We start from the raw sequence: 26,292 nt of genomic DNA on the forward strand, positions 1-26,292 counted from the left end.
GCGGGGGCGGATGGATTTGCCTGGCCGAGCGCCGGTTTGATTTTGAGGCCAACAACGACAACAAGAGCGCATGGCCGATTTGAATCAGAAGTTCGATGTGCTGGTGATCGGCGGTGGCAACGCTGCTCTCTGCGCCGCCATCAGCGCTCGGCGCGCAGGTGCTTCCGTGCTGGTGCTGGAAGGCGCTCCGAAATTTTATCGCGGCGGCAACACCCGCCACACCCGCAACATGCGTTGCGCGCACGATGCCGCGACCGACATTCTCACCGGGCCGTACACGGAAGAGGAGTTCTGGGACGATCTGTTGCGACTGACCGGCGGTCAGACCGACGAGGAACTGGCGAAATTCATGATCAGAGAGTCCAAGGACATTCTGAACTGGATCGTCGAACAGGGCGTGCGTTGGCAACCCTCGCTCGGCGGGACGCTGAGTCTGGGCCGCACCAACTCGTTCTTCCTCGGCGGCGGACGCGCGATGCTGAACGCGCTCTATCTCACCGCGGAAAAACTCGGCGTCGAGATCGTCTACGATGCCGAGGTGATCGACCTCGAGATCGAGCACGGCATGTTTCTGTCGGCGAGGCTGAAGCAGCCGATCGACGGCACGAGCGAAATCCGCGCTTCCGCACTGGTTGCCGCCGCCGGCGGCTTTGAAGCCAATATCGAATGGCTGAAGGAATATTGGGGCGAGGCGGCGAATAATTTCCTCATCCGTGGCACGCCCTATAACCGCGGCTCGATCCTGAAAATGCTGCTCGACAAGGGCGTGCAGGATATCGGCGATCCCACCCAATGCCATGCGGTTGCGATCGACGCTCGCGCACCGAAGTTCGATGGCGGCATCATCACCCGCCACGACTCGGTCGTGTTCGGCATTGTCGTCAACAAGCACGCCCAGCGCTTCTACGACGAGGGCGAGGATATCTGGCCGAAGCGTTATGCGATCTGGGGGCGGCTGGTGGCCGCGCAACCGGACCAGATCGCCTACATCATCTTCGATAACTCCGTTCGCAACAGTTTTATGCCGACGCTGTTTCCGCCGATCGAGGGCGGGAGTATTGCCGAATTGGCCGCCAAGCTTGAGCTCGATCCGGCGTCGCTGGAGAAGACCATCGCCGAATTCAACGCCGCGGTTAAGCCGGGCACGTTCGATCACACTATCCTCGACGATTGCCGCACGGAAGGCATCACGCCGCCGAAGACGCATTGGGCGCGCCGGATTGAGACGCCGCCTTACCTCGCCTATCCTGTGCGGCCCGGCATCACCTTCACCTATCTCGGCACCCGCGTGAACAGGCAGGCGCGCATGGTGATGAAGGACGGCAAGCCTTCGGCCAACATGTTCGCGGCCGGCGAGATCATGGCCGGCAACGTACTCGGCAAGGGCTATGCGGCCGGTATCGGGATGACCATCGGCAGCGTGTTCGGTCGGGTCGCGGGACGGGAAGCGGCGAAGAATGCGCGGAATTAGACACGCGCTCAACTCACTTCGCCCCGCCCTTTGCGGGGAGAGGGAGAGAACAAGGGAGGACTTGTGATGCGGCTTGCGATCACTACTGCTGCAGTCGTTCTGATGAACGCGACGCTGGCCCACGCCGCCGAGCCGATCGCGCTACGCGACATGGGTTCGTTCCATGTCGGCGGCCGGCTGGTCGAAATTTCCGGCAAGCCGGTGAAGGAAGTGACATTCACCCCCGGCGGGGTGCCGGCAAAGGTCGATCCCAACGGCACCTATCAGGTCGAGCAGATGTATGTGCAGTATTTTCTGCCCGCGAACGAAAAGGGCGCCTATCCACTGCTGATGTGGCATGGCGGCGGACTCACCGGCGTCACCTATGAGACGACGCCCGACGGGCGCGAAGGCTGGCTGAACTATTTTCTGCGCAAGGGCTGGGCCGTCTACAATTCCGACGCGGTCGAGCGCGGCCGCGCCGGCTGGGCGCAGTATCCAGATATCTTCAAGAGCGAGCCGGTATTCCTCACGACAGCCAATCCGTTCGAGCGGTTTCGGATCGGCGACGGCGTCGGCTCCTACAATCCCGATCCGGCCAAGCGGAAGCTGATGCCCGGCAGCCAGTTTCCGAACGAAGGCTACGAGAACTTCGTCAAGCAGAACGTGCCGCGCTGGACCACCACCGATGATGCGATCATCGCCGCCTATATCGCCGAGATCGACCGCGTCGGCCCTTCCATCATCCTGTTCCACAGCCAGGCCGGCAGTTTCGGCTTCAAGGTAGCGCAGGCGCGGCCCGACAAGGTCAAGGCGCTGATTGCGATCGAGCCGGCCGGCGTCGGCGATCCCGCGAAAGTCGATGTGCTGAAGAACATCCCGACGCTGATCGTCTATGGCGACTACATCGAAAAGGATTCGCGCTGGCCGAAGATTCGCGCCAACGGCCTTGCGTTTGCGGACGCGATCAAGGCGGCGGGCGGCAGCGTCGATGTCGTCGATCTGCCGCAAGTCGGCATCAAGGGCAATTCGCACATGGTGATGATGGACAAGAACAATGCCGAGGTCGCCGCCCTGATCCAGAAGTGGCTGGAGGGCAAGGGGTTGACGAAATAACCGGGTTGGCCGCGAGGGCAGGAAGCAGCGCATCATGCACGGGACGAAGATTCTGGAGGAGGCCGACCGCCTGATGACGGTCTGCAACTCCTGCCGCTATTGCGAGGGCCTCTGCGCAGTGTTTCCAGCGATGGAAATGCGCCGCGCTTTCTCCGACGGCGATCTCAATTATCTCGCCAATCTCTGCCACGCCTGCGGCGCCTGCTACACCGATTGCCAGTTCTCGCCGCCGCACGAATTCAACGTCAATGTGCCGAGGACGCTCGCGGTAGCGCGCGCGGAATCTTATGCGGCCTATGCATGGCCACGCGCCTTCGCGGGCACGTTCGCGCGCAACGGCCTCGTCATCAGCCTCGTTGCCGCGCTCAGCGTTGCTGTATTCATTTTCGGCTTCGCTGCTTTACACGATCGCGAGGTGCTGTTCGGCATCCATACCGGACCTGGCGCGTTCTACAAACTGATGCCGCACAATGCGATGGCAGCCCTGTTCGGCGCGGCGTTCCTTTACGCGATCATGGCGCTGGCGATGGGCGTGCGCGCCTTCTGGCGCGACATCGGCGAACCCATCGGCATGAAGACCGATGCACGCGCGCTGTTGCAGGCCATCCGCGACGCCGGCGAGTTGCGCTATCTCGACGGCGGCGGCGTCGGCTGCTTCAACGAGGACGACCGTCCGACCGACCGTCGCCGGCTCTATCATCACCTCACCTTCTACGGTTTTGCGCTGTGCTTTGCCTCGACCTGCGTCGCAACACTCTATCACTATCTGCTGGCGCGCGAGGCGCCGTATGCATGGTGGGATCTGCCCGTGGTGCTCGGCACGCTCGGCGGCACCGGGCTGTTGATCGGGCCGATCGGTTTGCTCGCTGAACGATGGAAGCGCGATTCCATCCTGGTCGATGAGGCGCGTTACGGCATGGATGTCGCGTTCATCGCGATGTTGTTCCTGACGAGTCTCACAGGCATGGCGCTGCTGATCCTGCGCGAGACGGCAGCGATGGGACCGCTGCTGGCGCTACATCTCGGCGTGGTGTTTTCGCTGTTCGTCACCATGCCCTATGGCAAGTTCGTGCACGGCATCTATCGCTTCGCCGCCCTGGTGCGCTATGCACGGGAGCGGAAGGCGATGGCACAGGGGACGACGCTGGAGTAAGCCAACCGGCCTCTCCCCGTCATTGCGAGCGAAGCGAAGCAATCCATCGCGCCGCGCGCCGAAATATGGATTGCTTCGTCGCTTCGCTCCTCGCAATGACGTGGAGACAGCAGCAGGCGTTCCTGCTGTCTCTGGGATACTGGGTCACCCGTCTTCGCGGGGACGACGGCTCGGAACACCGGAGATCGTTCACATTCGAGTTATCGGTCGGGCCGCCGTTATTTTCAATCGACTCCTCTGAACCGGTTTTCATCTGGCGCCGTCGAACTCCTGTGCGAGCCATTCCGGCTTCGCCAACAGGAATGGAGAGTACAGATGTCGATGAAGTTAATGCTGTCTGCGGCTGCTTTGGTCGCGGTCGGCGCGAGCAGCGCCATGGCAGCTCCCGCGTTCGTGTCGTCGCGGTACTGCGATCAGGCGGTATCACGGCAGGCTTGCGGAGATCACATGCACTATGTGGCGCGGCTTCGCACCCGCGGCGACACTTCGCTGAGCTACATGAAGAATCTCGATCCGCGCGAAAACCAGGCGCTGCGTGATGGCGGTGGTGGTGGCGGCGGCGGAGGCGGTGGCGGTGGTGGTCGATAACCATCGACGTCGATCGTAGGGTACGCAAAGCGACCACGTCCGCTCGTAGCTCCATGAGCGAAGGCGGAAGCGTGCCCACCATCGAGGACCGCATACGATGAGAGATGGTGGGCACGGCGCTGGCGCGCTTTTGCCCACCCCGGATCGTTGTTCAGGAGTAAGCGAACGTTTTGCGTCAGTACCGCTCCACGATCTGATCGAGCTTTCTGCTGAGCAACCAGGACAGGCCGAGGAATGCGACCAACATCACGAGACCCAGACCCGAAGAGGCATTGTTGATCGACTTCTCCGAGAACTGACCGAAGGCATAGCCGGCCGAGACAATGGCGCCGGACCAAAGGCCCGCCGCAACGAAGTTGAGCGCAAGGAAAGTCGACCAGGGCAGCCGCGATATCCCGTAGGCAAATCCCGCGAGCCCGCGGACGCCGTGCGGGAAACGGTGAAACAGGATCATCCAGGCATAGTGACGGTCCGTCAGCCGGACCACGGTCTGGACGGGGCGCTCAAACCGCGGGAAACGATCGAGCAAGCGGAGGCCATAACGCCGCCCGATCCAGAAGCGAATGACGTCGCCGGCGAAGCTGCCGAACCAGCAGACTACGATGAGCGTGCCAAGACCCAGCGCACCCGAGTGCGCCGCGTAGCCCGCGAATAGCGCAAGCAGCAGACTATGCGAGGCCGCATAGGCAAATACGAGGCTGTAGGCCACATCGCCGTGCTGGCGTAAGAAATCGAGGAACGAAGTCAGATCCGTCGGAAACAGCAATGTAAGCGCACCCACTCATGTGAAATGTTCCCCCAGATGAGTGGGTTCGGTCCGAACGCTACCACCCCGCGGAAGGGCACGGAAGCCCATAGAAGTGCTATCGAAGACCCACGCAAACGGCGATGTAGAGCCGAGTGGCTTGCAGTAGACGCGAAGTGGAAAGATGCGGACGCCAGGCCGGAGCGGTGGGATCTGGTGAACAACTTCGCCACGTTCCGCCCGACCTCGAATGATTCCTTCAGGCAGCGGTGCGTCTTTTGCAGGAAGGCGATTACTCATTGGAAGTTCGGTTTATGGAAGGGCCAAATGTAGTTGAATTGCGGCCTGCCCCCTGCGGCCGCTACAGATCCACCACCACGTAGTCGCTTTCGACCGACACGGCGAGGGTCTCTGCCACATACGGGCCCTTCACCACGGCCGATCCCGGCTCGACGTTGACGGGATAGGCGCGCGCGCGAAAGCGTTTCGGGTCGCAATAGGATTGCCCGGTGCGGATGTCGAATTCCCAGCCGTGCCAGGGACAGCGGATGATTTCGCCGAGTTTTGTATACTCGATCTCGCCGGGGTTGGAGGATTGCGCGAGGCCAATCAACGGGCCCTCGCACAGGGCCGCGCCCTGATGCGGGCAGCGGTTCAGAAGGCCGAAGAACTCGCCCTTGATGTTGAAAATCGCGATCGGCCGGCCGTCGATGTCGAGGAATTTTCGTGTCCCCGGCGGCAATTCGTCCACCGGGGCAATGACGTGCCGCACCATCAAACCATCCCGTACAGCTTCTTGGCGTTGCCGAGATAGAACGCCTCGCGGTTGGCTTCGCTGACGCCGGCCGGCAACACGCGCGACGGCTCGTCGAAATCCCAATGCGGGTAATCGGTGGCGAACAACAGTCTGTCCCAACCGATCCATTCGATCGTCTGGAACAAGTGATCGCGGCGCTCCGGATCTTCCATCGGCTGCGTGGTCCACCAGACGTGGTCGCGGATATATTCCGACGGTTTTCGTTTCAGATGCGGCACCTCGCTGTGCAGGCGCTCGAAGCTCTTGTCGAGCCGCCAGGCGAGCGACGGCGCCCAGCCGAAGCCGGCCTCGATCATCACCATCTTCAGCTTCGGGAAACGCTCGAACACGCCTTCGAGCACAAGGCTCGCCAGCACCGTCTGCTGGCATTGCGCATGGCCGACCATCTCCTCGATGTAGAAGCTCGGCCAGCCGGACGGCGTGAGCGGATTGCCGCCGAAGCCGAAGGCATGGACGCCGACCGGCAGCCCGATCTCCTGCGCGGCCTCGTAGACTGGCCAGTAGCGGCGCTGGCCGAGCGGCTCGACATTGCGGCTGAGCAGCAGCACCTGCACGAAATTCGGATCGCCCGCACGCTTGCGAATTTCGGCGGCGGCGGCCACGCCATCCTCATTGGGAACGACGATCGAGGCCTTCAGGCGCTTGTCCTTGCTGGTCCATTTCTCGATCTGCCAGTCGTTGATCGCGGAGCAGAGCGCGCCGGCAAGATCCTGGTTGCGGAGGCCCTGCCCGCTGGCGAGCGGATTGAGCACGCCGAGCGCGACATTGTAGGGATCGAGAAGCTGCTTCTGCATGAAGGACAGCGAGGAGCCCTGCGGCCCGCCTTCCGGCGGCCAGGCATCGCGGCGCGAGGCGTTGGGCTGCGCCTTCGGATAGGGCGGGCCCTCCATCATGCCGTGATAGGCCTGGATGCCATAGGTCTCGAGATGCGAATGCCAGCGCTTCGCCAGATAAGGATAAAGTTCGTCCTTGGTAGCGCGCGCCGGGTGAATGTCGCAATCGGCGATCGCGGTCTCGATGCTAACGGATGCCGAAGATTCAGGACGGAACTGGACGTTCATGGCGTCGTCTCCTTCACCGCTTGCAACCGGCCGTATGTCGCGAACGGATTGTCGATCATGATCTTGCGAACCAGATCGGGCGACAATCCCGGCGGCAGCACCTCGTCGCCATCGAACTGCCAGTGCGGATAGTCGGTCGAGAATAGGAGCAATTCGTCCGACTGCATATGGTCAAACAGGCGGTTCAGGGTTGCGGGATCGGGCGGCGCATCGACCGGCTGCAGCGAGAAGCGGATGTTGCTGCGCACAATCTCCAGCGGCGCGCGATCCACCCACGGCGTTTCCATCCGAATGCCGCGCCAGAACTTGTGCAGGCGCCAGAGATAGGCCGGCAACCAGGTGAAGCCTGATTCTAGCATCACCATTTTCAGATTCGGATGACGGGCGAACACGCCTTCCACGATCAAGCTGGTGAGCTGAGTCTGGAACGCGGTCGCTTGGGCTACATAGTCCTCGATGTGGTAGGAGCCCCAGCCGATCGAGGTCGGCGGGTTGTGATAGGCGCTGCCGGCATGGATGCCGATGGTGAGGCCGAGACGTTCGGCGGTGGCGTAGATCGGCCAGTAGGCGCGCTTGCCCAGGGGCATGTCGCCCATGACCAGCATCAGCACCTGGACGAAGCGCCTGTCTCCAGCGCAGCGTTCGATCTCCGCGACCGACTTCTCGACGCTTTGCGTGGGGATCACGATCGAGCCGCGCAGCCGATCGTCCTTGTCGAGCCATTCTTTGGCCAGCCAATCGTTCAGCGCGCGGCAGAACGCGTCCTGCATGTCCTCGGAGAACACCATCTGCACGCCGTAGAGCGGATTGCAGATGCCGAAACGAACGCCGAACCGGTCGAGCGCCTGCTTCTGCATGTCGGCCAAATCGGCGCCCGGCTTGCCCTGCGCCGGCCGCCAGTCCGGCCGCGACGAAATCGGCGAATGGGTCGGATAGGATTGCGAGACCAGGTCGGTCATGCCGCGCGTTGTCACCTGGTCGCGCCAGTAGTCGTTCATGTAGGGCAACAGGCTGGTCAGATGCGGAACGGCGGGATGCAGATCGCAATCCACGCCGCCCGCGATCGGCGACGTCATGATGTTTCCTCGTATGGCCGCGTCGACGCAGTTGTTTGAGGCATTCAATCAGGGCGGCGCGCGCACGGCAACTCGGCAAGCGTAACCCTCCTGTGTTAGGAAGGCATGACTGGACCAATGACTACGCGCAGGAGTTGAAATGAAAGAGCTTGTTACGATCGCCGAAAAGATCGCGACCCAACTGATCGCGCGGAAACAGACGATTTCGGTGGCGGAATCCTCCACCGGCGGGCTGATCTCTGCGGCGCTGTTATCGGTGCCGGGCGCATCGGCCTATTTCCTCGGCGGCGCCGTGGTCTATACCCGCGACGCGCGTCTGCTGCTGATGGATATTCCGGACGAGGCAATGAAGGGCATCCGCTCGGCGTCCGAACCATACGCGAAATTGCTCGCCGCCCAGGTCCGCCAACGCTTCGCGACCGACTGGGGATTGTCGGAAACCGGCGCAACGGGACCAACCGGCAACCGCTACGGCGATGCCGCGGGCCATAGCTGCGTGGCAGTAGCGGGTCCGCAAAACGAAGTGTTCACACTGGAAACCGGCAGCGCCGACCGGCAGGCGAACATGCAACAATTTGCAAGCACGGCGTTGAATTTGTTGCTGGAGAATTTGTCGAAGTAAGACGCCGTCTCTGCAGAGACGAGGAGAAGAATCGTAGGGTGGGCAAAGGAGCGTAGCGACGTGCCCACCATCGGGAACTCCGCACGTGATGGTGGGCACGCTGCGCTTTGCCCACCCTACGATTCTGACTGCAAAAACCTCTCGTGTCCCGAACGCGGCGCGGCACGCAGTGACGCGACGCAGAGCCGGGACCCATGCGTGGCGTTCGCAGCGACGACAGCGGAGAGCGCCCTCACCGCTCCCGGAACGAGCGCATCAGTTGGTCGCTGAACGGCTTCATCAGATAGGAGAACATGGTGCGGTCGCCGGTTTGCACGAAGGCTTCCACCGGCATGCCGGGAATGATCTTGACCTCGCCGAGGCGGGCAACTTCATCCGGAGGCATCGAGACGCGAATAGTATAGTAGCTCTGGCCGGTGCGCTGGTCGGAGGTGACGTCGGCAGAGACGCGGGTCACCACGCCGTTGAGTTCCGGTGTGGTGCGCTGGTTGAAAGCGGATAGGCGCAGAAGCGTCTTCTGGCCGATCTGCAGCTTGTCGATGTCCTGTGGATTGACCTTGGCCTCGACCGAGAGATCGTCGGCCTTCGGCACAATCATCATGATGGCGTCGCCCGCGGTGATGACGCCGCCGACGGTGTGCACGGTCGACTGCAGCACGACGCCGTCCTGCGGCGCGCGGATCTCGATGCGGCGGAGCTGATCCTCCGCGGTGACCTTGCGCTCGACGAACTCGCCGATCTTGTCGTTGGTCTCGCGCAGATCCTTGGAGACTTCGCTGACCACGTCCTTGTCGATCTGGATGATCTGCAGTTCGGTTTCGGTGATCTTGCCCTTCGCCTGCGCGCGCGCGGCGATGTATTGCGCACGCTCGCCCGACAGCCGGGCGAGATCGCGCTCCAAAATCGTCAGGCGCGAGATCTGGATCAGGCGCTGCTCGTAGAGCTGGCGGACGCCGACCAGCTCTTTCTCGACCAGCGCGATTTCCTTTTCCTTGGCCTGTTCCTGCGCGGTGAGGCCGGCGATTTCTTCATTGAGCTGGGCCACGCGTTCGCGCAATTGCGATTTCTGCCCGGCGCGCCCGAACACGCGAACCTCGAACAGTTTGGTTTCGCTCGCGATGATGTCGCGGACGTCAGGGTCGTCGGCGCGATCGGAGAGCTGCGGCGGGAACTTGATCTTGTCGAGGCCGCGCTGCTCGGCTTCGAGCCGCGCCGCCCGCGCCCACAAGCCGTTCAGCGTCTTGACGACGATGGCAAGGCTCGCTTTGACCACGGTCTCGTCGAGCCGCACCACGACGTCGCCCGCCTTTACCACGTCGCCGTCGCGCACCCGGACCTCGCCGACCACGCCGCCGGTCGGGTGCTGTACCTTCTTGACGTTGGAATCGACCACCACCGAGCCCGGCGCGATCAGCGCGCCGGAAATCTGCACCGTCGAGGCCCAGCCGCCGAATCCGCCGGCGAGAACCAGCATCAGCGCAAGACCGACGATGAGATGCGAGCGTATCGAGCGGCGCGCGCCTTTCAGCTCCGCGGTCATGATTTTTTCGTAGCTCCTGCTTCGGACACGATCTTGATCGGTGGCGGCGGCGAGGGCACCCGCTGCAGCACCTGGCCAAGCACAGTTTCCTTGGGACCAAACGCCTGCATGCGACCGTCCTTCAAGACCAGCAATTGATCGACCGCCTCGATGCCGATCGGCCGGTGCGCGACCACGACCACGATGGCGCCGCGCTCGCGGGCGGCGCGCACGGCGCGGGTCAGCGCCTCGTCGCCCTCGCTGTCGAGGTTGGAGTTCGGCTCGTCGAGCACGATCAGGAACGGATTGCCATAGAGCGCGCGCGCCAGCGCCACGCGCTGCGCCTGCCCGGCCGACAGCGCAGTGCCCTGCTCGCCGATCTGGGTATCGTAGCCTTCGCGCATCTTGATGATCATCTCGTGCACGCCGGCGTCCTTGGCGGCGGCAATGATCGCCTCCGATTTCGCCTCGGGATCGAAGCGGCAGATGTTCTGCGCCACGGTGCCGGCGAACAATTCGACGTCCTGCGGCAGATAGCCGATATGGCGGCCGAGCACGTCCGACGACCATTGGTCGAGCGCCGCGCCATCGAGCCGCACCTTGCCGCGGGCCGGCATCCAGACGCCGACCAACGCGCGCACCAGCGACGACTTGCCGGAACCGCTCGGACCGATGACGCCGACGCCGGACCCGGCTTCGACGGCGAAGCTGACGTCCTGCACAATGACGCGCTGGTCGCCCGGCGGCACGATACTGACCGCCTCGACCGACAGTCGCTTCGTGGGCGCCTGCAACAGCGTCTGTTCATTTGCCGGCGGTATTTGTTGCAGGAGTTTTGACAGGCGATGCCAGCTCTGGCGCGCGGCAACAAAACCTTTCCAGTGAGCGATGGCGAGATCGACCGGCGCCAGCGCCCGCGCGCTCAAGATCGACCCCGCGATGATGATGCCGGCCGTGGCTTCCTGGTGGATCACGAGGTAAGCGCCGACCGCGAGCACCGCCGATTGCAGCATCATGCGCAGGACCTTGGCGACCGCGCCGAGGCCGCCGGCGATGTCGCTGGCGCGCTGACTGCCTGCCAGATAGGTCTCGTTGGCCTCGCTCCAGCGCTTCATCAGCCGTCCGGACATGCCCATCGCCACCAGCACTTCGGCGTTGCGCCGGCTGGTGGCGGCGAGATCGCTGCGCCGCGCGGCCAGCGTCATCGCCTCCTTTGCGGGCGTGCGCGACAGGAACTCGGTGATCAGCGTCAGCGTCACCAGAATGACGGCGCCGACCAAAGCGGTGACGCCGAGCAGCCAGTGAAACAGAAAGCAGATCGCGAGATAGAACGGCAGCCACGGCAGATCGAAGAACGCGCCCGGCCCCATGCTGCCGAGGAACGACCTGACATTGTCGAGATCGCGCAGCGGCTGCAGGCCCTCGTTGCGGCTGCCGACCATCAGCGGCAGGCGCACCACGGTCTCGAACACGCGCGTGTTGATGGCCTCATCGAGCGCGGTGCCGATGCGGCCGAGAATGCGACCACGGATCAGATCGAGGCCGCCTTGCGCGATGTAGAGTCCGGCCGCGAGAATCACGAGGCCGACCAGGGTAGGCACGCTGCGGCTGGGCAGCACGCGGTCGTAGACCTCCAGCATGAAAATCGAGCCGGTGAGATACAGCAGATTGATCATGCAGCTCATGACGCCGACGCCGATAAAGGCGTTGCGGCAGGCGCGCAGCGCTTCACCGAGCTCGGAACGCCGGACGGGAGCGGCTGCCATTTATGCGCATCTCTTCAAAAGGATAGGGACGTGCAGGTTTTACCGGTGTTTTTGGACACCGTCTATTTTAAGTCACGTTAACCTACATCCAATTCACCCCCATGAAGGGGGTGGAGAGAGAGAAATTGGCGAGTTTGGGGCAGCTAATTTGACGCCGGCGCCAGTCCTTCGGCGGGCGCGGGCTCCATTTGCGGCGGAAACGGCACCAGAATCACCGACATCGAGACCCGGCCGATCTCGCCATGGATGTCGAGCAGGACGCCGCTACCGGCTCCTAACCCGGCCGCCGGCCGCCACCTGGCTTGTGCGCGAATGCCGACCCATTCGCCGGCCGGCTGGCGGAACAATTGAACCGTCAGATTGGGGTTCGGATCCGCCACTACATCCTGGAACGGGCGGGCGATGCCATGGGTCCAGTCCGCCAGGCCGAGCACCGAGGACAATGGCGCCTTTGACAAGGATCCTGCGCCATCAATGACCGCCTGATTCATGCGAAACCAGGCGACGTCATCGCCTTCGCGCGCCTCCATCGCCTCCATGAACCAGGGCCGACCATGTGCCGCCCGCCTGGTGCGGATCGGAAACCGTGTGGGATCGGCAGCCTCGCGCGCAGGCTCGGTGAACCCGGGGACATCGACCGCGCGTTCGCGCGATAGTGTCACCCGCACTGTGGCGCAGGGCTGATCCTCATCCACCGGCCACAGCGTGTTGTCGATCACGCTGACGCGGCCGCCTTCGGTGACGACCGAAAGCTGGGTTCGCAACGGTGCCATCGGCGTCGGCCGCAGAAACCAAGCCGACGACGCGATCGCCGTGCCCCACTTTCGCGCCGGCGCCAGCGCCTCGATCTCCGCCGTCAACAGGCTTGCAACCGCCCCGCCCTGCAGGCCCGCGAAGGGACCCGCGGCGAGCGGTGTGGGTTGCCAGCGATTAGCGCCAAGGGGTTCGAAGATTGCCAAAGGTGTGCGGAGTCCTGAGATGAGAAATATTGAACGTTGAACCAGTTTGACGGAAGCTGAGGTATCAGACAAAAGGGATTTCCTCACCTCAGATGAACAGCATTCAACCATCGGAAGCACCGCCTCCGCTGCGGTTGATACCGCCCTTAACCGCATTGCTGGCATTCGAGCGCGCTGCGTCGCAACTGAGCTTTCGCCGCGCGGCGCGCGATCTTTCGCTCAGCCCGTCGGCGATCAGCCACCAGATCCGCGGGCTGGAAGAGCAGTTCGGCACAAAACTGTTCGTGCGCGGCGCGCGTTCGGTGCGGCTGACCGCCGATGGCGAACGCTATTTCGCACAAATCTCGACCGCGCTTTTGGCGCTGCAGAATGCCAGCCGCGACATGCTGCGAAAACGCCGCGATGCGGACGCCGAACTCTGGATCAGTTCGCTGCCGTTCTTTACTTCCGCCGTGCTGCTTCCGGCGCTGCCGGAATTCAAGCGGCGCAACCCGGGCCTCACGTTGCGCATCGAGGCCACGCATCAGTATGCCGATTTCAACGCGTCCCGCGTCGATGTTGCGATCCGCTATGGCCGCGAGCATTCGACAGGACTGAAATTCGAACCGCTGGTCGCGGTGAAGGGTTTGCCGGTCTGCGCGCCCGCGCTGGTCAAAGCGGGATTGAAGCAGCCGGCAGATCTGTCACAGCAGGTGTTGATACACCTAACGACGCAGCCGCGCGCCTGGTCGGTCTGGCTGCGCGAGGCCGGGCTTCAACACCTAAGCCCGCGCGGACATTTGTGGCTCGACAGCGTGCCGGCGATGCTAGAAGCCGCCGAACACGGGCTCGGCGTGACGCTCGCGATGTCGCCGTTGATCAAGGCGCGGCCCGGCTTCGGTAAGAAGCTGGTTGCACCGTTTACATTCGAGGCCACGCATAGCGAGACGATCTATCTCGTCTCCCGCACCGAGCAGGCGCGCGACCGCCGCATCGCCGCAGTGCGGCGCTGGGCCGTCGACGCAGTGGCGCAGGCGAAATAGCGCGAACTACCACCGCCTGCCGGTGCGGAGCAGCCGCACGACCACGAGCAGGATGACGGCGCCGATGGTAGAGTAGACGATCTCGGACACCAGTCCGGTGCCGAGACGGATGCCGAGCCTGGGAAACAGCAAGCTCGCAAGCAGCGCGCCGGCGATGCCCACGAGAATGTCGCCGATGATGCCAAAGCCGGTGCCGCGCACGATCTTGCCGGCGAGCCAGCCGGCCACCAGGCCGACAAACAGAATGACGAGAATACCTTCGTTGGAAATCTGCATGTGAAGCCCCCGGGGTTTTGCGGCGCAGGCCGTACGACAGCCTATCCACGATTGTCCGATGTGACGAGCCGCAATCCGCCCGGCGGTCAACTGCACCTGCGAAGTGAACTTTTTTATGTCACGCGCGTTATGTCGGCATGAAACAGGGCGATACTTGGTATGTGACTTTCGGTCCGGACAAGACGGACAATACTGCGGAGAGCATGGCCCGCTCGACCCGCACCTTCAAATCTGAAATAGACGCCAAGCTGTTTGCAATGCAAATTTTGGCCAAGGGCTGGTCCGCCAGCGCCGGCACGCTCAATCCGCATCAGCCAAAACAGGTGGTCGGACCGTCGCAAATCGAGCAGTGGGCTGATCCCGGATTGGGTGGGTAACTTCTTTCGTGTCCCGACGCGGTGCAGCGCGGAGTCTCAGGTCTCGGCAGAAACTTCCGCCGCCTCCGCCAGCACACAACGCGCCGTTCGATCCGGCGATACCTGCACATTCGGTGGCAGACGCTCGCTGCAGCGCGGCTGCGCAACCATGCAGCGTGGCGCGAACGAACAACTGACGGGCGCCTTGTCGAGCGAGGGCGGCGTGCCCGGGATGGTCTCCAGCCGCTGGCCGCGTTTTGCGCCGTGGACGGTAGCAGCCAGTAGCCCCTTGGCATATGGATGCACCGGGGTGCGGACGATGTCGCGCAAGGGGCCCTGCTCCACGATCTGGCCGGCATACATGACCGCGACGCGGTCGCAGATTTCGATGGCGACGCCGATATCGTGGGTCACGAAGATCACGGACATGCCGAACTCGCGCTGCAATTCGCGGAGCAGCAGCAGGATCTGAATCTGCACGGTGGCGTCCAGCGCCGTGGTCGGCTCGTCCGCCAGCAGTATTTTCGGTTTGCAAGCCAGCGCCAGCGCGATCATGGCGCGCTGCCGCATGCCACCGCTCATTTCGTGCGGATAGGCCTCTAAGCGGCGCTTGGCGGAGGGAATCCGCACCACTTCCAGCATTTCCAACGCGCGCGCGAGTCCCTCCTTCTCGCTCTTGCCTTCGTGGCGGATCACGGTTTCCGCGATCTGGCGGCCGATCGTGTAGACGGGGTCGAGCGCCAGCGCGGGCTCCTGAAAAATCATCGAGACGGTCTGGCCGCGAAACGCCGACAGCTCCTCGTCGTTCATTGCGAGCACATCGCGTCCCAACACCTTCACGGTGCCGGAAATCTGCGTCCGCTTCTTCGGCAACAGCCGCATCAGCGCGCGCAGCGTCACGCTTTTTCCCGAGCCGGATTCGCCGAGCAGGCCGAGCACCTCGCCCTCGCCAAGCGAGAGCGAGATGTCGTTGACGGCATGAACCGTACGGTCGCCGGTGAAGCGGATGTTGAGGTCGCGGATATCGACGAGGTTGCTCATGCCAGTTCGGGTACCTGCTGGTGATAATCCGTCGTACGCTGGAACGCCGCGCCGATCCGCACGAGCCCGGCCTCATCGAAGGGACGGCCGATCAACTGCATGCCGACCGGCAGCCCCTTCTTGGTGAAACCCGCGGGAATCGAAAGCGACGGCAGGCCGAGATAATTGATCGGGCGGGTGAACCGCGTGATGCGCTGGATGACAGCTTCCGCCTCCAGGCTATTGCCGACATCGCTCTCGGCAATCGTCGCCGCCGGCATCGGGGCAACCGGCGCGATCACGGCGTCGGCGTCTTCCACCGCCGCGAGGTAGGCGGCCAGCGCCGGACCGCGCCAGCGCATCGCTTCGAGATAGGTCACGGCCGGAATGGCGAGACCGTTCTGGAGCCGCATTAACACCTGACCGCCGTAATCCTGCGGTCGCTCGATCATCCAGCGCTTGTGGAAGGCAGCCGCCTCGGTGGCAAGCACGATCTGGCAGGCGGCCGTGAGCTGGCGCTGGTCCGGCAGTTCGACCTTGACGATCTCGGCGCCCTCTTTTTTGAGGGTAGCGATGGTCTCGTCGAGCACGCGCGCTACCTCGGGATCGAGGTCGTCGACATAGAAGGCGGTCGGTACGCCGATCCTCAAGCCCTTCATCGAGCCCGTGGTCGCGGCCATGTAGTTCGGCACCGGCCGCGTGGACGTGGTCGGGTCCTCGGGATCGGCGCCCGCCATCAGGCCTACGAGCAGCGCGCAGTCCTCGACGGTTTGCGCCAGCGGACCGACGGTGTCGAGCGATTGCGACAGCGGCATCGCGCCGGCGCGGCTGATCAGGCCGACGGTGGTCTTGAAACCGGTGACGCCGCAGAAATGCGCGGGCATCCGGATCGAGCCGCCGGTATCGGAGCCCAGTGCAGCAAAGGTCAGCCGCGCCGCAACTGCGGAGCCCGAGCCGGACGACGAACCACCGGTGATGTGATCGACGTTCCAGGGATTACGCACCGCGCCGTAATGCACGTTGTGGCCGGTCGGCCCGTAGGCGAACTCGACCATCTGCAGCGAGCCGAGCCTGACGGAGCCGGCGTCCTTCAGGCGCTGCAACGCGGTCGAGGTCGTCGTCGCAACGAAATCGCGCCGGATTTTGGAGCCGCAAGTGACCACCTTGCCGGCCTCGTAATACATGTCCTTATGCGCCATCGGGACACCGTGCAGCGGACCTAGATTTTGGCCCTTGGCGAGCACGGCGTCGGCGGCATCAGCCGCGGCAAGTGCCCCCTCCGCCTCGATCGCCATGAAGGCGTTGACGCGCGGTTGCCATTGCGCGATGCGGTCGAGGCAGGATTGCGTCACTTCGCGCGAGGACAATTTCTTGCCGGCGATCGCCTTGGCGACCGCGACCAGCGACATCAAGGCCGGTTCGCCGCTCATTTCGACACCTTCGCGTTCTGCACCAGCAGGAAACTTGCTGGCTCAAGGTCCATCGGCAGCGTGCCGGCAACGGGCGCAAACCCGTCAAAGGCCGGACCGATGGAATTGGCGATGCGCGCGGACACTTCTGCATCCTGCGGCACGCCGGCGACGTCTGTCATTACCTTGACCTGCTTGGGATCGGGTCTTGTCATGCAGCGGTTACTCCCATGTCACTTTTCTTGGCATTTTCTTTGGCCGATGCGCGGCTGTGCCCGGAGCCGGGTATGGCCATGTAGCACGCCGCCTGATGGCCCATTGTATCGACATCGCTGAGTTTTGGCGTCGCATTTGCGCAGAGCGGCTCCGCAAACGGGCAACGGGTGTGAAACCGGCACCCCGACGGCGGGTCGATCGGATTGGGCGGATCGCCGGAGATCGGCGGCGTCTCGGTGCGGTTATCAGGGTCGGACGACGGCATCGCCGCCAAGAGCGCCCGCGTGTAGGGATGTGCCGGCGCATCCCAGACCTTGTCGACCGGGCCGAGTTCGACCACCTCGCCGAGATACATCACCAGCACGCGGTCCGAGATGTAGCGCACCACGTTGAGATCGTGGCTGATGAAAAGATAGGTCAGGCCGAATTCGCGCTTGAGGTCCGCCAACAGGTTTAGCACCTGGGCTTCGACCGATTTGTCGAGCGCAGACACCGCTTCATCGAGAATCACCAGCCGCGGCGACAACGCCAGCGCACGCGCGATATTGACGCGCTGGCGCTGGCCGCCGGAAATTTCGTGCGGGTAGCGGTTGGCGAAAGTTTCGGGACGCAAGCCAACTTTGCCGAGGAGCTCGCGCGCCAGCGTGCGTGCGGCTGCGTCGGCCATGCCATGCACCTTGGGGCCGAAGGCGATCGATTCCTCGATGGTCAGGCGCGGATTGAGCGAGGCGTAGCTGTCCTGAAACACCATCTGCATGCCGCGGCGCAATTCCCGCAAGGACAGCGCGCGGCCGACCTGCATGCCGTCATAGACGATGTCGCCGGCGTCACGCTTCATCAGATGCATCAGAAGCCGCGCCGTGGTCGACTTGCCGCAGCCGGATTCGCCTACGATGCCGACCGTTTCACCCTTGGCGATGGAGAAGGAAACATCGTCGACCGCGCGCACAGTTTTGCGAGGGCTGAACAGGTCGCCGCGCACCGGGAAATGTTTGGTCAGGCCGGTAACCTGCAGCAGCGGTTGCGCTGCCCCGCCGATGTCTTCGACCTGCTCCAGCAATTCGACTGAGGTGGATGTCTCAATCATCGCGTCAGTTCCTGATGTCCATGGCGCTGCGCATGCCGTCGCTCAAAAGATTGAAGCAGATCGATACCGCAAAGATCATCACGCCCGGCAGCGCCGCCACCCAGGGATTGATATAGATCGCGGTGCGCAGCGTATTCAGCATCAAGCCCCATTCCGGCTCCGGCGGTTTGGTGCCGAGGCCGAGGAATGACAGGCCGGCGGCGAGGATCATCGACACCGAGATCAAGCCTGTTGCGTAGACGAAGATCGGGCCGAGAACATTGCCGAGCATATGCACGCGCATGATGGTAAAAGGTCCGGCGCCGGAGGCGCGCGCAGCTTCCACAAAATCCATGTTGCGCACGCCGGTGGTGACGCTTTCGGCGACGCGGGTGATCTGCGGCACGAACACGATGGTCAGCGAGACGATGGAATTGACGATACCCGCGCCCAGCGCGCCGGAGATCGCGATTGCCAGCAGCACCGACGGGAAAGCGTAGAACACGTCCACCGTACGCATGATGGCTGTGTTGAGCCGGCCGCCGACATAGCCGGCGACGAGACCGAGCGAGGTGCCGATAACGAAGGCGAAAATCACCGGCAGGATGCCGATGATCAGCGACAGCCTTCCGCCATAGATCAGCCGCGCCAGCATGTCGCGGCCGAGTTCGTCGGTGCCGAGCGGATAGTTCGGCGTGCCGATATGGCGAAGCCGGCGGATCATCGAGCCCTGATAGGGATCGGCAAGGCCGAGCCACGGCGCAAGAAGTGCGGAGGCGAAGATCAGCACCAGCACGAAAGCGCAGACCATGCTGACCTTGTCGCGCGCGATGCGGCGGCCGACGGTGGCCCAATAGCCACGCGCCTTGGTCGCGGGCGCGGCTTGCAGGGCGGTATCCGACATCACGGTCATGCGAAGACTCTGTGTTGGAGCATGATCTCCGCGCAAACGCGTTCCGCGTTTGTCGCGAGGGAAAACCGGTGTCCACTTTTCCGGATCATGCTCTATCCCCGCTTGATTCGCGGGTCGATCGCGGCCTGCGCGATATCGACCAGCAGATTGAGCGTGACGAAGAACAGCGCCAGCACCAAAATCGTGCCTTGCAGCAGCGGCAGGTCGCGCTGGAAGATCGCGGAATTGAGCAGCAAGCCCGAGCCGGGCCAGGAGAACACGGTCTCAATCAGGATCGAGCCGCCGAGCATGTAACCCAGTTGCAGGCCCATCACCGCAAGCGCAGTCGGCGCGGCGTTCTTGACGACGTGGCGGAACACGTCCAATTCGCGCATCCCTTTGGCGCGCAACGCTTCGACAAAATCCTGGCTCAGGATGTCGCCGGTCAGCGCCCGGACGGTGCGGGTGATGATGCCCATAGGGATCACCGCGGTCGTGATCGCCGGCAGGATAAGGTATTTCATGTGCTCCCAGTCCCAGCCCCACGAACCGGAGCCGCCGGGACCGGCGCCGACCGCGGGCAGCCAGTTGAGCTGCACCGAGAAAATGATGACCATCACCATGCCGAGCCAGTAATGCGGCACCGAGACACCGGCGATTGCAATGGAGGTCGCGACCTTGTCGATCCAGGTGTCGCGGAAATAGCCGGCGATCAGGCCGAACATCAGCCCGAGCGTGAAGCCGATCAGCGCGGCGGCAACCGCAAGCGTGACGGTGTTGCCGACGGCGCGCAGGACTTCCGACAGCACCGGGCGGCCGGTCGCGATCGAACTGCCGAGATCGCCATGGAGCGCGCGCCATAACCAAAGGCCGAATTGCACCGGCAGCGGCCGGTCGAAGCCGTAAGCCGTGCGCATTTGCGCAGCGAGTTCCTGCGACGCATCCGCCGGCAGCACCGCGACCAGGGGATCGCCGGGCGTGATGTGCACGAGCAGGAAGCACACCAGCGCGACGCTGATCACGATCGGAATGACGTAGAGGATACGTCGGGCAATGTAAGCGAACACGAGCGACTCTCTTCTTCCCTTCTCCCCTCGTGGGAGAAGGTGGCGCGGACTTTGGTCCGCGCCGGATGAGGGGTTCTATCCGCGGACATGATCAATTCAGATGAGGGAGGCACATCCGCGGATAGAACCCCTCACCCGTCTCGCCGCCGCTTCGCGGCGTCGATCCACCCTCTCCCACAAGGGGAGAGGGTGAGCAAGCGTCACGCACCAAGGCTCACGGCGCCATCGACACCGGCGAGAAGTCGACGAACCAGCTCTTCGGCTGCACGAAGCCTTTCACCTTCGGGCTCATGGCGCGCGGCGAGACGTCGTGGGCGACGTAGAGGAACGCCGCATCGTCCACCGAGGCCGCGTGCAGTTCGGCCAGCGCCGCGTCACGCGCGGCGGGGTCGAAGGTCTGGCGGGCCTTGGTCACCAGCTCGTCGAACTTAGGATTGTTGATGTAGCCCCAATTGTTCGAGACCGGAGGCGCCATCGACGATTGCAGGAAGCGCACCAACGCGAAGAACGGATCCATCGCCGCGTAGGTGACGTTGGTGGCGTTGGCGCCGTTGGCGGTCGGATCCTTGGCGCCGCGGCGCCAGTTGGTGAACAGCGTGTTCCACTCGATAACGTCGAGCTGAACGTCGAAATAGCATTCCGCCAATGCCTGCTGCAGATATTCGTTCATCGGCAGAGGCTGCATCTGGCCCGATCCCGACGCCGAAGTCTGGGTCTTCACCGTCAGCTTCTTGTTCGGGCCGTAGCCCGCCTCCTGCATCAGCTTCTGGGCGGCCTTCAGGTCATATTTGATCTCGAAGGTCGGCTTTCCGCGCCAGGGATGGCCGGGCTCGAACGTGCCGGTCGCCGGCACCATCAGGCCGGCAAGCAGCCCCTCCTTGAGCCCTTCGCGGTCGACGCAGAGATTGGCGGCCTTGCGAACGCGGATGTCGTTCCAGGGCGAGCCCTCAATGCGCGAGAACTGCCACGGCCAGACGTGCGGGGATTCGTTGGCCTGGAGCTGGAAGCCCCGCTGCTTGATCTCCCTGACCGCGTCGGGCGCGGGTGCCTCGACCCAGTCGACCTGGCCGGACAGCAAGGCCGCGGTGCGGGCATTGGCCTCCGGCATCGGCAGCAGCACCATCCGGTCGACCTTGGGCACGCGGCCCTTGTCCCAATAGCCTTCGTTCTTCACGAGTTCGAGCCGTTCGCGCGGCGTGAATTTCGACATCTTCCACGGGCCGGTACCCGAGGCGTCCCTGGCGAACGCGGCCCAGGCGGCCTGCGACTTCGCCTTAGCGTCGGCGCCTTCCGCCTTGTCATAGAAGGCCTGCCACTTGGCAGGGCTCGCCATGAACAGGTTGGTCAAGTTGATCGGCAGAAAGCTGTCCGGCTCCTTGGTGGTCAATTCCACCGTCATATCGTCGATCTTGCGCGCCGAGGCCAGCGTCGGCATGCGCGAGGCGGTGACACCGACCTGGCTGGCGTCAAAATGCGGCGCATCCTGCTTCAGCACCTTCTCGACGTTCCAGACCACGGCGTCGGCATTGAAGTCGCTGCCGTCATGGAATTTGACGCCGGGGCGCAGCTTGAAGGTCCACTTCTTCTTGTCGGCCTCGTCCACCTTCCATTCGGTCGCGAGGCCCGGAATCATGACGCTTGCCTTGTCGCGGGACGAGAGGTCCCACATCGTCAGGCCGTCATACATCGTCAGCCCGGTAAATCGGTTGCCCTCAAAACCCTGATCAGGCTGGCCGAGCGTGCGCGGAATATCGGCAGCCGTCATGCCGATCCGCAGCACCGTTTCGGCGCTTGCGAGTTGCGGCAACCCGACCACCAGCGCCGTAGCCAGCAGCCACGCGGTGGCCGTCTTCTTCGATTTGTCGTTACGCATATGCAGCAATCCCCTTTTCAACGCCTGGTGACTAATTCTTATGCAGCCGTATGCAACGCCTGTGCCAAACGGCATGCTTCCCTTCGGGCTACGCGTTTGACCGCACAACTCCTTGTGAAGCGCGCATGCAAGTCAAGTCCAATGCCTAAGCTGGCACCAAGCTTGCATTTTTAGCTCCAGACCCTGCCCGATGGAGCCTAATTCATGCGCACCCGAAATTCGATGCTTCTTGCTGCCGCGGCAGTTACCCTTGGGTTATCTCTTGGCATCTCCACGATTTCGGCGCAGGCCGAGACCGTTGTGCGCTACGGCATTTCGATGGCGGACATCCCGCTAACGACCGGCCAGCCCGATCGCGGCGCCGGCGCCTATCAGTTTTCTGCCTATACGATCTACGATCCGCTGGTAGCCTGGGAAATGGACGTGGCCGACCGGCCTGGCAAGCTGGTGCCGGGGCTCGCGACCGAATGGAAGGTTGACGAGCAAGACAAGAAGAAATGGCGCTTCTCGCTCCGCAAGGGCGTCAAGTTTCACGACGGCACCGAATTCAATGCCGACGCGGTGATCTGGAATCTCGACAAGGTGCTCAACGACAAGGCACCGCAGTTCGACAAGCGGCAGAGCGCGCAGGTCAAGACCCGCCTGCCCTCGGTCGCGAGCTACGCCAAGATCGACGACGCCACCATCGAGATCACGACCAAGACGGTCGACTCCTTCTTTCCGTACCAGATGCTGTGGTTTCTGGTTTCCAGCCCGGCGCAATATGAAAAGCTCGGCAAGGATTGGGACAAGTTCGCCAGCCAGCCCTCCGGCACCGGGCCGTTCAAACTGACAAAACTCGTGCCGCGCGAACTCGCCGAGCTGACCAGGAATGCCGACTATTGGGACAAGAAGCGGCTTCCGAAGGCCGACAAGATCGTGCTGATCCCGATGCCGGAAGCGCTGACGCGCACCAACGCGCTATTGGCCGGCCAGGTCGACCTGATTGAGACCCCGGCGCCGGACGCGGTGCCGCAGCTTAAATCCGCCGGCATGAAGATCGTCGACAACGTCACGCCGCATGTCTGGAATTATCATTTGAGCGTCTTGCCCGGCTCGCCCTGGACCGACATCCGCCTGCGCAAGGCGCTCAACCTCGCGATCGACCGCGAGGCGGTGGTCGGGCTGATGAACGGTCTGGCGAAACCCGCCAAGGGCCAGGTCGATCCGTCGAGCCCGTGGTTCGGCAAGCCGTCCTTCGAGCTCAAATATGATGTCGCGGCGGCAAAGAAGCTGGTGCAGGAGGCCGGCTATTCGAAGGAGAAGCCGCTGAAGACCACCTTCGTCATCGCGCAGGGCGGCACCGGGCAGATGCTGTCGCTGCCGATGAACGAATTTCTGCAGCAGAGCTTTAAGGAGATCGGCATCGAGATCGACTTCAAGGTGGTCGAGCTCGAGACGCTATACACGGCCTGGCGCAAGGGCGCGGCCGATGAGATGAACGCCGGCATCACGTCGAACAACATCGCCTACGTCACCTCAGACCCGCTCTACGCCATCGTCCGCTTCTTCCACTCCGGCCAGGTTGCGCCTGTCGGCGTTAACTGGGGCGGCTACAGAAGCGCGAAGGTCGATGCGCTGATCGACGAGGCCAAGCAGACTTTTGATGTCGCCAAGCAGGACGAGCTGTTGGCGCAGGCGCACGCGCAGATCGTCGACGACGCCACGCTCGTATGGGTCGTGCACGACACCAACCCGCATGCGCTGTCGCCGAAGGTGAAGAAATTCGTGCAGGCGCAGCACTGGTTCCAGGATCTGACGCAGATCGGGCTGGAGTGAGGAATTGTAGGGTGGGCAAAGGCGCGCAGCGCCGTGCCCACCATTCCATGCCGCGCTCGTGATGGTGGGCACGCTACGCTTTGCCCACCCTACAATCCGTCACTTCGTCAGCAGCGCGAAGGCGCCGTTCCAGTCTTCCGGCGGCGGATTTTCGAGATAGCCGCGGATGCGCGCTTCGTAGAGATTGTAGAGCAGCTCCAGCGCGTTTGCCTCGTCGGTCTTGCGGCCGCGCTCGATTGCGGCCAGCGCGCCGTCCCAGTCGCGGTTGCGGTAGCAGGCGAGCATCTCGATCGTCAGGTTGCGCAGGCGCTGGAAGCGGCCGGACTGCGCGGTGTCCTCGCGGCCGGCGATGGCGTAGATCACCTCCGGCTCCTTCTTGCCTTTCACCATGATGAAGTCGAGCTCGAGAATGGCGAACTTGTCCTTGACCGCGAGCGCGGTCTTGGAGCCAACAATGATCGGAAAACCATATTCTTTCGACTGCCCTTCGAGGCGCGAAGCGAGATTGACGCTGTCGCCGAACACCGAATAGTCGAAGCGCTGGTCGGAACCCATGTTGCCGACCACGCAGATGCCGGTATTGAGCCCGATGCCGGCATTGAGCGGAATGAACGGACGTCCCTCTTGCTTGGCCTCCTGCTCGCGCGCCTGGTTGAGCTCATCGACGCGATCCAGCATGTCGAGCGCGGCCTCGCAAGCGTTGAGCTCGTGGTCCTTGTCGTCGAGCGGCGCATTCCAGAACGCCATGATGGCGTCGCCCATATATTTGTCGATGGTGCCCTTGCGGTCGAGGATGGCGTTGGTCAGCGGCGTCAGGAAACGGTTCATCAGCGCCGTGAGGCCTTGCGGGTCGTTCTTGTAGGTTTCCGAGATCGAGGTGAAGCCGCGCATATCGGAGAACATGATGGTCATCTCGCGCTCTTCGCCGCCGAGCACCAGCTTTTCCGGCGACTGCGCGAGCTGTTCGACCAAGGCCGGCGACAGATACTGGCCGAAGGCGGAGCGGATTTGGCGGCGCTGCGCCTGCTCGCGCACGAAGGCGGAAAAGATCAGCGTGAGGTAAATCGACGTGGTCGACATCAACGGATAGGTGAAGTCGATCAGCAGGCGATGCTGGGCGTAGAAATATGCCGACGTTCCGACCAGCACGGATGCAAACGCGCCTCCGACGATCACCAGCGAGACGGGACCGAACAGGGGTGCAAAGACGATCACGAGAACCCCGAGCAACATCGCTGCTGCGAATTCAACGCCGATGCCATAGTTCGGCTGCGAGATCACCGCCCCGGTCAGCGCGCTTTCGAGCACCTGGGCGTGGATTTCGACCCCGGGCATGGCGCGGGACACCGGCGTGGTCTTGATGTCGTTGAGGCCAACCGCGGAGGTGCCGATCAGCACCAGCTTGCCCGCGATCATGTCGGGGGCGACATTTTTCTCCAGCACGTTGATCGCGGGGACGTAGATCGAGGCATCGTTGCGGGCATAATGGACCCAGAGCTGGCCGTTGTGGTCGGTCGGGATCTGGACGCCCTTGATGCCGAGGCTCTTGATGCCGGCCTTCTCCGCCTTGATCAGGATGGTGTCGGACCCGGTGGCCACCCGAAGCATCTCGAAGGTCAGCGACGGCATGGTCTGGCCCTGTGCGAGCATGATCATCGGCACCCGCCGCACGATGCCGTCGCGTTCGGGCCTGACGGTGAACAGCCCGCGCCCGGCTGCCGCATGCTCCAGCACCGGCACATTGCGAAGCAGGCCGGGAAAATCGAACATGAAGCGCTGCGGCTCCTCGCCCAGCATCGCGAGCCCGGTGACCGGCAGCGTCTTGTCGAGGGTCGCAATTTCCTCCGGCAGGCCGGACTCGCCGAGCACGACCCGCGACTGCCGGATGGCGTCGGCGAAGATCTGATCGTTGCTCGGCAGGGCGCGCAGCCTGGCGCGGGTTTCCTCGTCGAGATTGCGGAAGGTATCCGCCGCCAAGGCAGGGTTGAGCCGGTCGGGCTCCGAAAACACCGCGTCGAACGCGATCACGACCGCGCCGAGCTGGGTCAGTTCGGTGATGAGGTCAGCGAGCCGGGTGCGCGGCCACGGCCACTGCCCGAGTTTTTCCTGGCTCTTCTCGTCGATGTCGACGATGGTTACCGGCCTTGCCGTTTTCTTGCGCGGGTCGATGCGCTGGAAAGCGTCAAAAGTCCTGATCCGAATTTCCTCGATCGGCGCCGGGTCGGCAATGCGCAGCCAGGCGAACCCGATCAGCAGCCCAACGCACAGCAGCCGGGCATAGCCGACGCGCCGCTTGAACCACCTGGGTAGAGCGCGGAGCTTCATGGTACCTGGGTATCACGCCCGGCCGGACTGCGGCACCGAATTCCTACGAGGCACATTTGTTAATTATCCGGGCTAAAGAA

24 protein-coding genes are annotated in these 26,292 nt (G+C 63.3%); 8 read left to right on the plus strand and 16 right to left on the minus strand.

Features of this window, described 5'->3' with window-relative positions:
• Nucleotides 1–79 precede the first annotated feature (79 nt).
• The 4 genes from tcuA to YUO_RS46930 all read left to right on the plus strand — a co-directional run bounded on the left by tcuA (nucleotide 80) and on the right by YUO_RS46930 (nucleotide 4,307).
• A complete protein-coding gene (gene tcuA / locus YUO_RS0137905) occupies nucleotides 80–1,471 on the plus strand; it encodes an FAD-dependent tricarballylate dehydrogenase TcuA (RefSeq protein ID WP_028351759.1) in 1,392 nt (463 codons plus the stop codon).
• A 63-nt stretch (nucleotides 1,472–1,534) separates the two neighbouring features.
• Nucleotides 1,535–2,566, plus strand: a complete 1,032-nt coding sequence (locus YUO_RS0137910) for an alpha/beta hydrolase family protein (protein WP_028351760.1) — start codon at nucleotides 1,535–1,537, stop codon at nucleotides 2,564–2,566.
• 34 nt (nucleotides 2,567–2,600) lie between these two features.
• Entirely contained in the window at nucleotides 2,601–3,719 is a 1,119-nt protein-coding gene (gene tcuB, locus YUO_RS0137915) for a tricarballylate utilization 4Fe-4S protein TcuB (RefSeq protein WP_028351761.1), read from the plus strand.
• 315 nt (nucleotides 3,720–4,034) lie between these two features.
• Nucleotides 4,035–4,307: a hypothetical protein gene (locus tag YUO_RS46930; protein ID WP_156908957.1), complete on the plus strand. Its 273-nt coding sequence runs from the start codon at nucleotides 4,035–4,037 to the stop codon at nucleotides 4,305–4,307.
• Between the two features lie 175 nt (nucleotides 4,308–4,482).
• Here the strand turns inward: YUO_RS46930 and YUO_RS44265 are convergent, their stop codons facing one another.
• From YUO_RS44265 to YUO_RS0137945, 4 genes are all read right to left on the minus strand, one after another.
• On the minus strand, nucleotides 4,483–5,088 hold the full coding sequence (locus YUO_RS44265) for a DedA family protein (RefSeq protein ID WP_083754897.1): 606 nt from the start codon (nucleotides 5,086–5,088) through the stop codon (nucleotides 4,483–4,485).
• A gap of 325 nt (nucleotides 5,089–5,413) precedes the next feature.
• Nucleotides 5,414–5,827 (minus strand): Rieske (2Fe-2S) protein, encoded by a 414-nt coding sequence (locus YUO_RS0137935; RefSeq protein ID WP_028351764.1) that lies wholly within the window; start codon nucleotides 5,825–5,827, stop codon nucleotides 5,414–5,416.
• Nucleotides 5,827–6,930 carry an amidohydrolase family protein gene (locus tag YUO_RS0137940; protein WP_028351765.1) on the minus strand — a complete coding sequence of 368 codons (1,104 nt, stop codon included), beginning with the start codon at nucleotides 6,928–6,930 and terminating at the stop codon, nucleotides 5,827–5,829. The genes YUO_RS0137935 and YUO_RS0137940 overlap by 1 nt, the downstream gene beginning before the upstream one ends.
• Nucleotides 6,927–8,006: an amidohydrolase family protein gene (locus YUO_RS0137945; protein ID WP_028351766.1), complete on the minus strand. Its 1,080-nt coding sequence runs from the start codon at nucleotides 8,004–8,006 to the stop codon at nucleotides 6,927–6,929. Before YUO_RS0137945 ends, YUO_RS0137940 begins: the two co-directional genes overlap by 4 nt.
• 139 nt (nucleotides 8,007–8,145) lie before the next feature.
• Here YUO_RS0137945 and YUO_RS0137950 point away from each other — a divergent pair, with 139 nt between their 5' ends.
• The gene (locus YUO_RS0137950) at nucleotides 8,146–8,628 is read left to right on the plus strand and encodes a CinA family protein (protein ID WP_028351767.1); all 483 of its coding nucleotides are present in this window, start codon (nucleotides 8,146–8,148) and stop codon (nucleotides 8,626–8,628) included.
• Nucleotides 8,629–8,860: 232 nt separating this feature from the next.
• Here the strand turns inward: YUO_RS0137950 and YUO_RS0137955 are convergent, their stop codons facing one another.
• The 3 genes from YUO_RS0137955 to YUO_RS0137965 form a co-directional block, all read right to left on the minus strand.
• Entirely contained in the window at nucleotides 8,861–10,168 is a 1,308-nt protein-coding gene (locus YUO_RS0137955) for an HlyD family type I secretion periplasmic adaptor subunit (protein WP_028351768.1), read from the minus strand.
• Complete coding sequence (locus YUO_RS0137960; RefSeq protein WP_028351769.1) at nucleotides 10,165–11,913, minus strand: type I secretion system permease/ATPase; 1,749 nt, start codon at nucleotides 11,911–11,913, stop codon at nucleotides 10,165–10,167. Before YUO_RS0137960 ends, YUO_RS0137955 begins: the two co-directional genes overlap by 4 nt.
• Before the next feature lie 143 nt (nucleotides 11,914–12,056).
• On the minus strand, nucleotides 12,057–12,872 hold the full coding sequence (locus YUO_RS0137965; RefSeq protein ID WP_028351770.1) for an acyl-CoA thioesterase domain-containing protein: 816 nt from the start codon (nucleotides 12,870–12,872) through the stop codon (nucleotides 12,057–12,059).
• A 92-nt stretch (nucleotides 12,873–12,964) separates the two neighbouring features.
• On the opposite strand from YUO_RS0137965, the gene YUO_RS0137970 reads away from it, so the two are divergent.
• Nucleotides 12,965–13,894, plus strand: coding sequence for a LysR substrate-binding domain-containing protein (locus YUO_RS0137970; protein ID WP_028351771.1), 930 nt, complete (start codon nucleotides 12,965–12,967; stop codon nucleotides 13,892–13,894).
• A 6-nt stretch (nucleotides 13,895–13,900) separates the two neighbouring features.
• Here the strand turns inward: YUO_RS0137970 and YUO_RS0137975 are convergent, their stop codons facing one another.
• Nucleotides 13,901–14,170 carry a GlsB/YeaQ/YmgE family stress response membrane protein gene (locus tag YUO_RS0137975; protein WP_028351772.1) on the minus strand — a complete coding sequence of 90 codons (270 nt, stop codon included), beginning with the start codon at nucleotides 14,168–14,170 and terminating at the stop codon, nucleotides 13,901–13,903.
• Between the two features lie 137 nt (nucleotides 14,171–14,307).
• On the opposite strand from YUO_RS0137975, the gene YUO_RS0137980 reads away from it, so the two are divergent.
• The gene (locus YUO_RS0137980; protein ID WP_028351773.1) at nucleotides 14,308–14,547 is read left to right on the plus strand and encodes a Sec-independent protein translocase family protein; all 240 of its coding nucleotides are present in this window, start codon (nucleotides 14,308–14,310) and stop codon (nucleotides 14,545–14,547) included.
• Between the two features lie 36 nt (nucleotides 14,548–14,583).
• On the opposite strand, the gene YUO_RS0137985 is transcribed toward YUO_RS0137980, so the two are convergent.
• The 7 genes from YUO_RS0137985 to YUO_RS0138015 form a co-directional block, all read right to left on the minus strand.
• A complete protein-coding gene (locus tag YUO_RS0137985; protein WP_028351774.1) occupies nucleotides 14,584–15,567 on the minus strand; it encodes an ABC transporter ATP-binding protein in 984 nt (327 codons plus the stop codon).
• Complete coding sequence (locus YUO_RS0137990) at nucleotides 15,564–16,976, minus strand: Asp-tRNA(Asn)/Glu-tRNA(Gln) amidotransferase GatCAB subunit A (RefSeq protein WP_028351775.1); 1,413 nt, start codon at nucleotides 16,974–16,976, stop codon at nucleotides 15,564–15,566. Before YUO_RS0137990 ends, YUO_RS0137985 begins: the two co-directional genes overlap by 4 nt.
• Nucleotides 16,973–17,170 carry a hypothetical protein gene (locus YUO_RS0137995; protein WP_028351776.1) on the minus strand — a complete coding sequence of 66 codons (198 nt, stop codon included), beginning with the start codon at nucleotides 17,168–17,170 and terminating at the stop codon, nucleotides 16,973–16,975. The genes YUO_RS0137990 and YUO_RS0137995 overlap by 4 nt, the downstream gene beginning before the upstream one ends.
• Complete coding sequence (locus YUO_RS0138000; protein ID WP_028351777.1) at nucleotides 17,167–18,258, minus strand: ABC transporter ATP-binding protein; 1,092 nt, start codon at nucleotides 18,256–18,258, stop codon at nucleotides 17,167–17,169. Before YUO_RS0138000 ends, YUO_RS0137995 begins: the two co-directional genes overlap by 4 nt.
• A gap of 4 nt (nucleotides 18,259–18,262) precedes the next feature.
• Nucleotides 18,263–19,141 (minus strand): ABC transporter permease, encoded by an 879-nt coding sequence (locus tag YUO_RS0138005; RefSeq protein ID WP_035728661.1) that lies wholly within the window; start codon nucleotides 19,139–19,141, stop codon nucleotides 18,263–18,265.
• A 101-nt stretch (nucleotides 19,142–19,242) separates the two neighbouring features.
• Nucleotides 19,243–20,196, minus strand: coding sequence for an ABC transporter permease (locus tag YUO_RS0138010; RefSeq protein WP_028351779.1), 954 nt, complete (start codon nucleotides 20,194–20,196; stop codon nucleotides 19,243–19,245).
• Between the two features lie 214 nt (nucleotides 20,197–20,410).
• Nucleotides 20,411–22,069, minus strand: a complete 1,659-nt coding sequence (locus YUO_RS0138015; RefSeq protein WP_028351780.1) for an ABC transporter substrate-binding protein — start codon at nucleotides 22,067–22,069, stop codon at nucleotides 20,411–20,413.
• A gap of 204 nt (nucleotides 22,070–22,273) precedes the next feature.
• Here YUO_RS0138015 and YUO_RS0138020 point away from each other — a divergent pair, with 204 nt between their 5' ends.
• Complete coding sequence (locus YUO_RS0138020) at nucleotides 22,274–23,887, plus strand: ABC transporter substrate-binding protein (protein WP_028351781.1); 1,614 nt, start codon at nucleotides 22,274–22,276, stop codon at nucleotides 23,885–23,887.
• A 99-nt stretch (nucleotides 23,888–23,986) separates the two neighbouring features.
• Here the strand turns inward: YUO_RS0138020 and YUO_RS0138025 are convergent, their stop codons facing one another.
• Nucleotides 23,987–26,212: a CHASE2 domain-containing protein gene (locus YUO_RS0138025; protein ID WP_028351782.1), complete on the minus strand. Its 2,226-nt coding sequence runs from the start codon at nucleotides 26,210–26,212 to the stop codon at nucleotides 23,987–23,989.
• Between the last annotated feature and the right edge of the window lie 80 nt (nucleotides 26,213–26,292).

Origin of the sequence: Bradyrhizobium murdochi, assembly GCF_000472965.1 — a bacterium.
GTDB lineage: Bacteria > Pseudomonadota > Alphaproteobacteria > Rhizobiales > Xanthobacteraceae > Bradyrhizobium > Bradyrhizobium murdochi.

Excerpts from the sequence above, each read along its gene's own strand:
- tcuB (WP_028351761.1), top strand. The coding sequence starts at position 2,601 with ATGCACGGGACGAAGATTCTGGAGGAGGCCGACCGCCTGATGACGGTC.
- YUO_RS46930 (WP_156908957.1), top strand. The coding sequence starts at position 4,035 with ATGTCGATGAAGTTAATGCTGTCTGCGGCTGCTTTGGTCGCGGTCGGC.
- YUO_RS0137935 (WP_028351764.1), bottom strand. The coding sequence starts at position 5,827 with ATGGTGCGGCACGTCATTGCCCCGGTGGACGAATTGCCGCCGGGGACA.
- YUO_RS0137940 (WP_028351765.1), bottom strand. The coding sequence starts at position 6,930 with ATGAACGTCCAGTTCCGTCCTGAATCTTCGGCATCCGTTAGCATCGAG.
- YUO_RS0137945 (WP_028351766.1), bottom strand. The coding sequence starts at position 8,006 with ATGACGTCGCCGATCGCGGGCGGCGTGGATTGCGATCTGCATCCCGCC.
- YUO_RS0137950 (WP_028351767.1), top strand. The coding sequence starts at position 8,146 with ATGAAAGAGCTTGTTACGATCGCCGAAAAGATCGCGACCCAACTGATC.
- YUO_RS0137955 (WP_028351768.1), bottom strand. The coding sequence starts at position 10,168 with ATGACCGCGGAGCTGAAAGGCGCGCGCCGCTCGATACGCTCGCATCTC.
- YUO_RS0137960 (WP_028351769.1), bottom strand. The coding sequence starts at position 11,913 with ATGGCAGCCGCTCCCGTCCGGCGTTCCGAGCTCGGTGAAGCGCTGCGC.
- YUO_RS0137970 (WP_028351771.1), top strand. The coding sequence starts at position 12,965 with ATGAACAGCATTCAACCATCGGAAGCACCGCCTCCGCTGCGGTTGATA.
- YUO_RS0137975 (WP_028351772.1), bottom strand. The coding sequence starts at position 14,170 with ATGCAGATTTCCAACGAAGGTATTCTCGTCATTCTGTTTGTCGGCCTG.
- YUO_RS0137980 (WP_028351773.1), top strand. The coding sequence starts at position 14,308 with ATGAAACAGGGCGATACTTGGTATGTGACTTTCGGTCCGGACAAGACG.
- YUO_RS0137985 (WP_028351774.1), bottom strand. The coding sequence starts at position 15,567 with ATGAGCAACCTCGTCGATATCCGCGACCTCAACATCCGCTTCACCGGC.
- YUO_RS0137990 (WP_028351775.1), bottom strand. The coding sequence starts at position 16,976 with ATGAGCGGCGAACCGGCCTTGATGTCGCTGGTCGCGGTCGCCAAGGCG.
- YUO_RS0137995 (WP_028351776.1), bottom strand. The coding sequence starts at position 17,170 with ATGACAAGACCCGATCCCAAGCAGGTCAAGGTAATGACAGACGTCGCC.
- YUO_RS0138000 (WP_028351777.1), bottom strand. The coding sequence starts at position 18,258 with ATGATTGAGACATCCACCTCAGTCGAATTGCTGGAGCAGGTCGAAGAC.
- YUO_RS0138005 (WP_035728661.1), bottom strand. The coding sequence starts at position 19,141 with ATGTCGGATACCGCCCTGCAAGCCGCGCCCGCGACCAAGGCGCGTGGC.
- YUO_RS0138015 (WP_028351780.1), bottom strand. The coding sequence starts at position 22,069 with ATGCGTAACGACAAATCGAAGAAGACGGCCACCGCGTGGCTGCTGGCT.
- YUO_RS0138020 (WP_028351781.1), top strand. The coding sequence starts at position 22,274 with ATGCGCACCCGAAATTCGATGCTTCTTGCTGCCGCGGCAGTTACCCTT.
- YUO_RS0138025 (WP_028351782.1), bottom strand. The coding sequence starts at position 26,212 with ATGAAGCTCCGCGCTCTACCCAGGTGGTTCAAGCGGCGCGTCGGCTAT.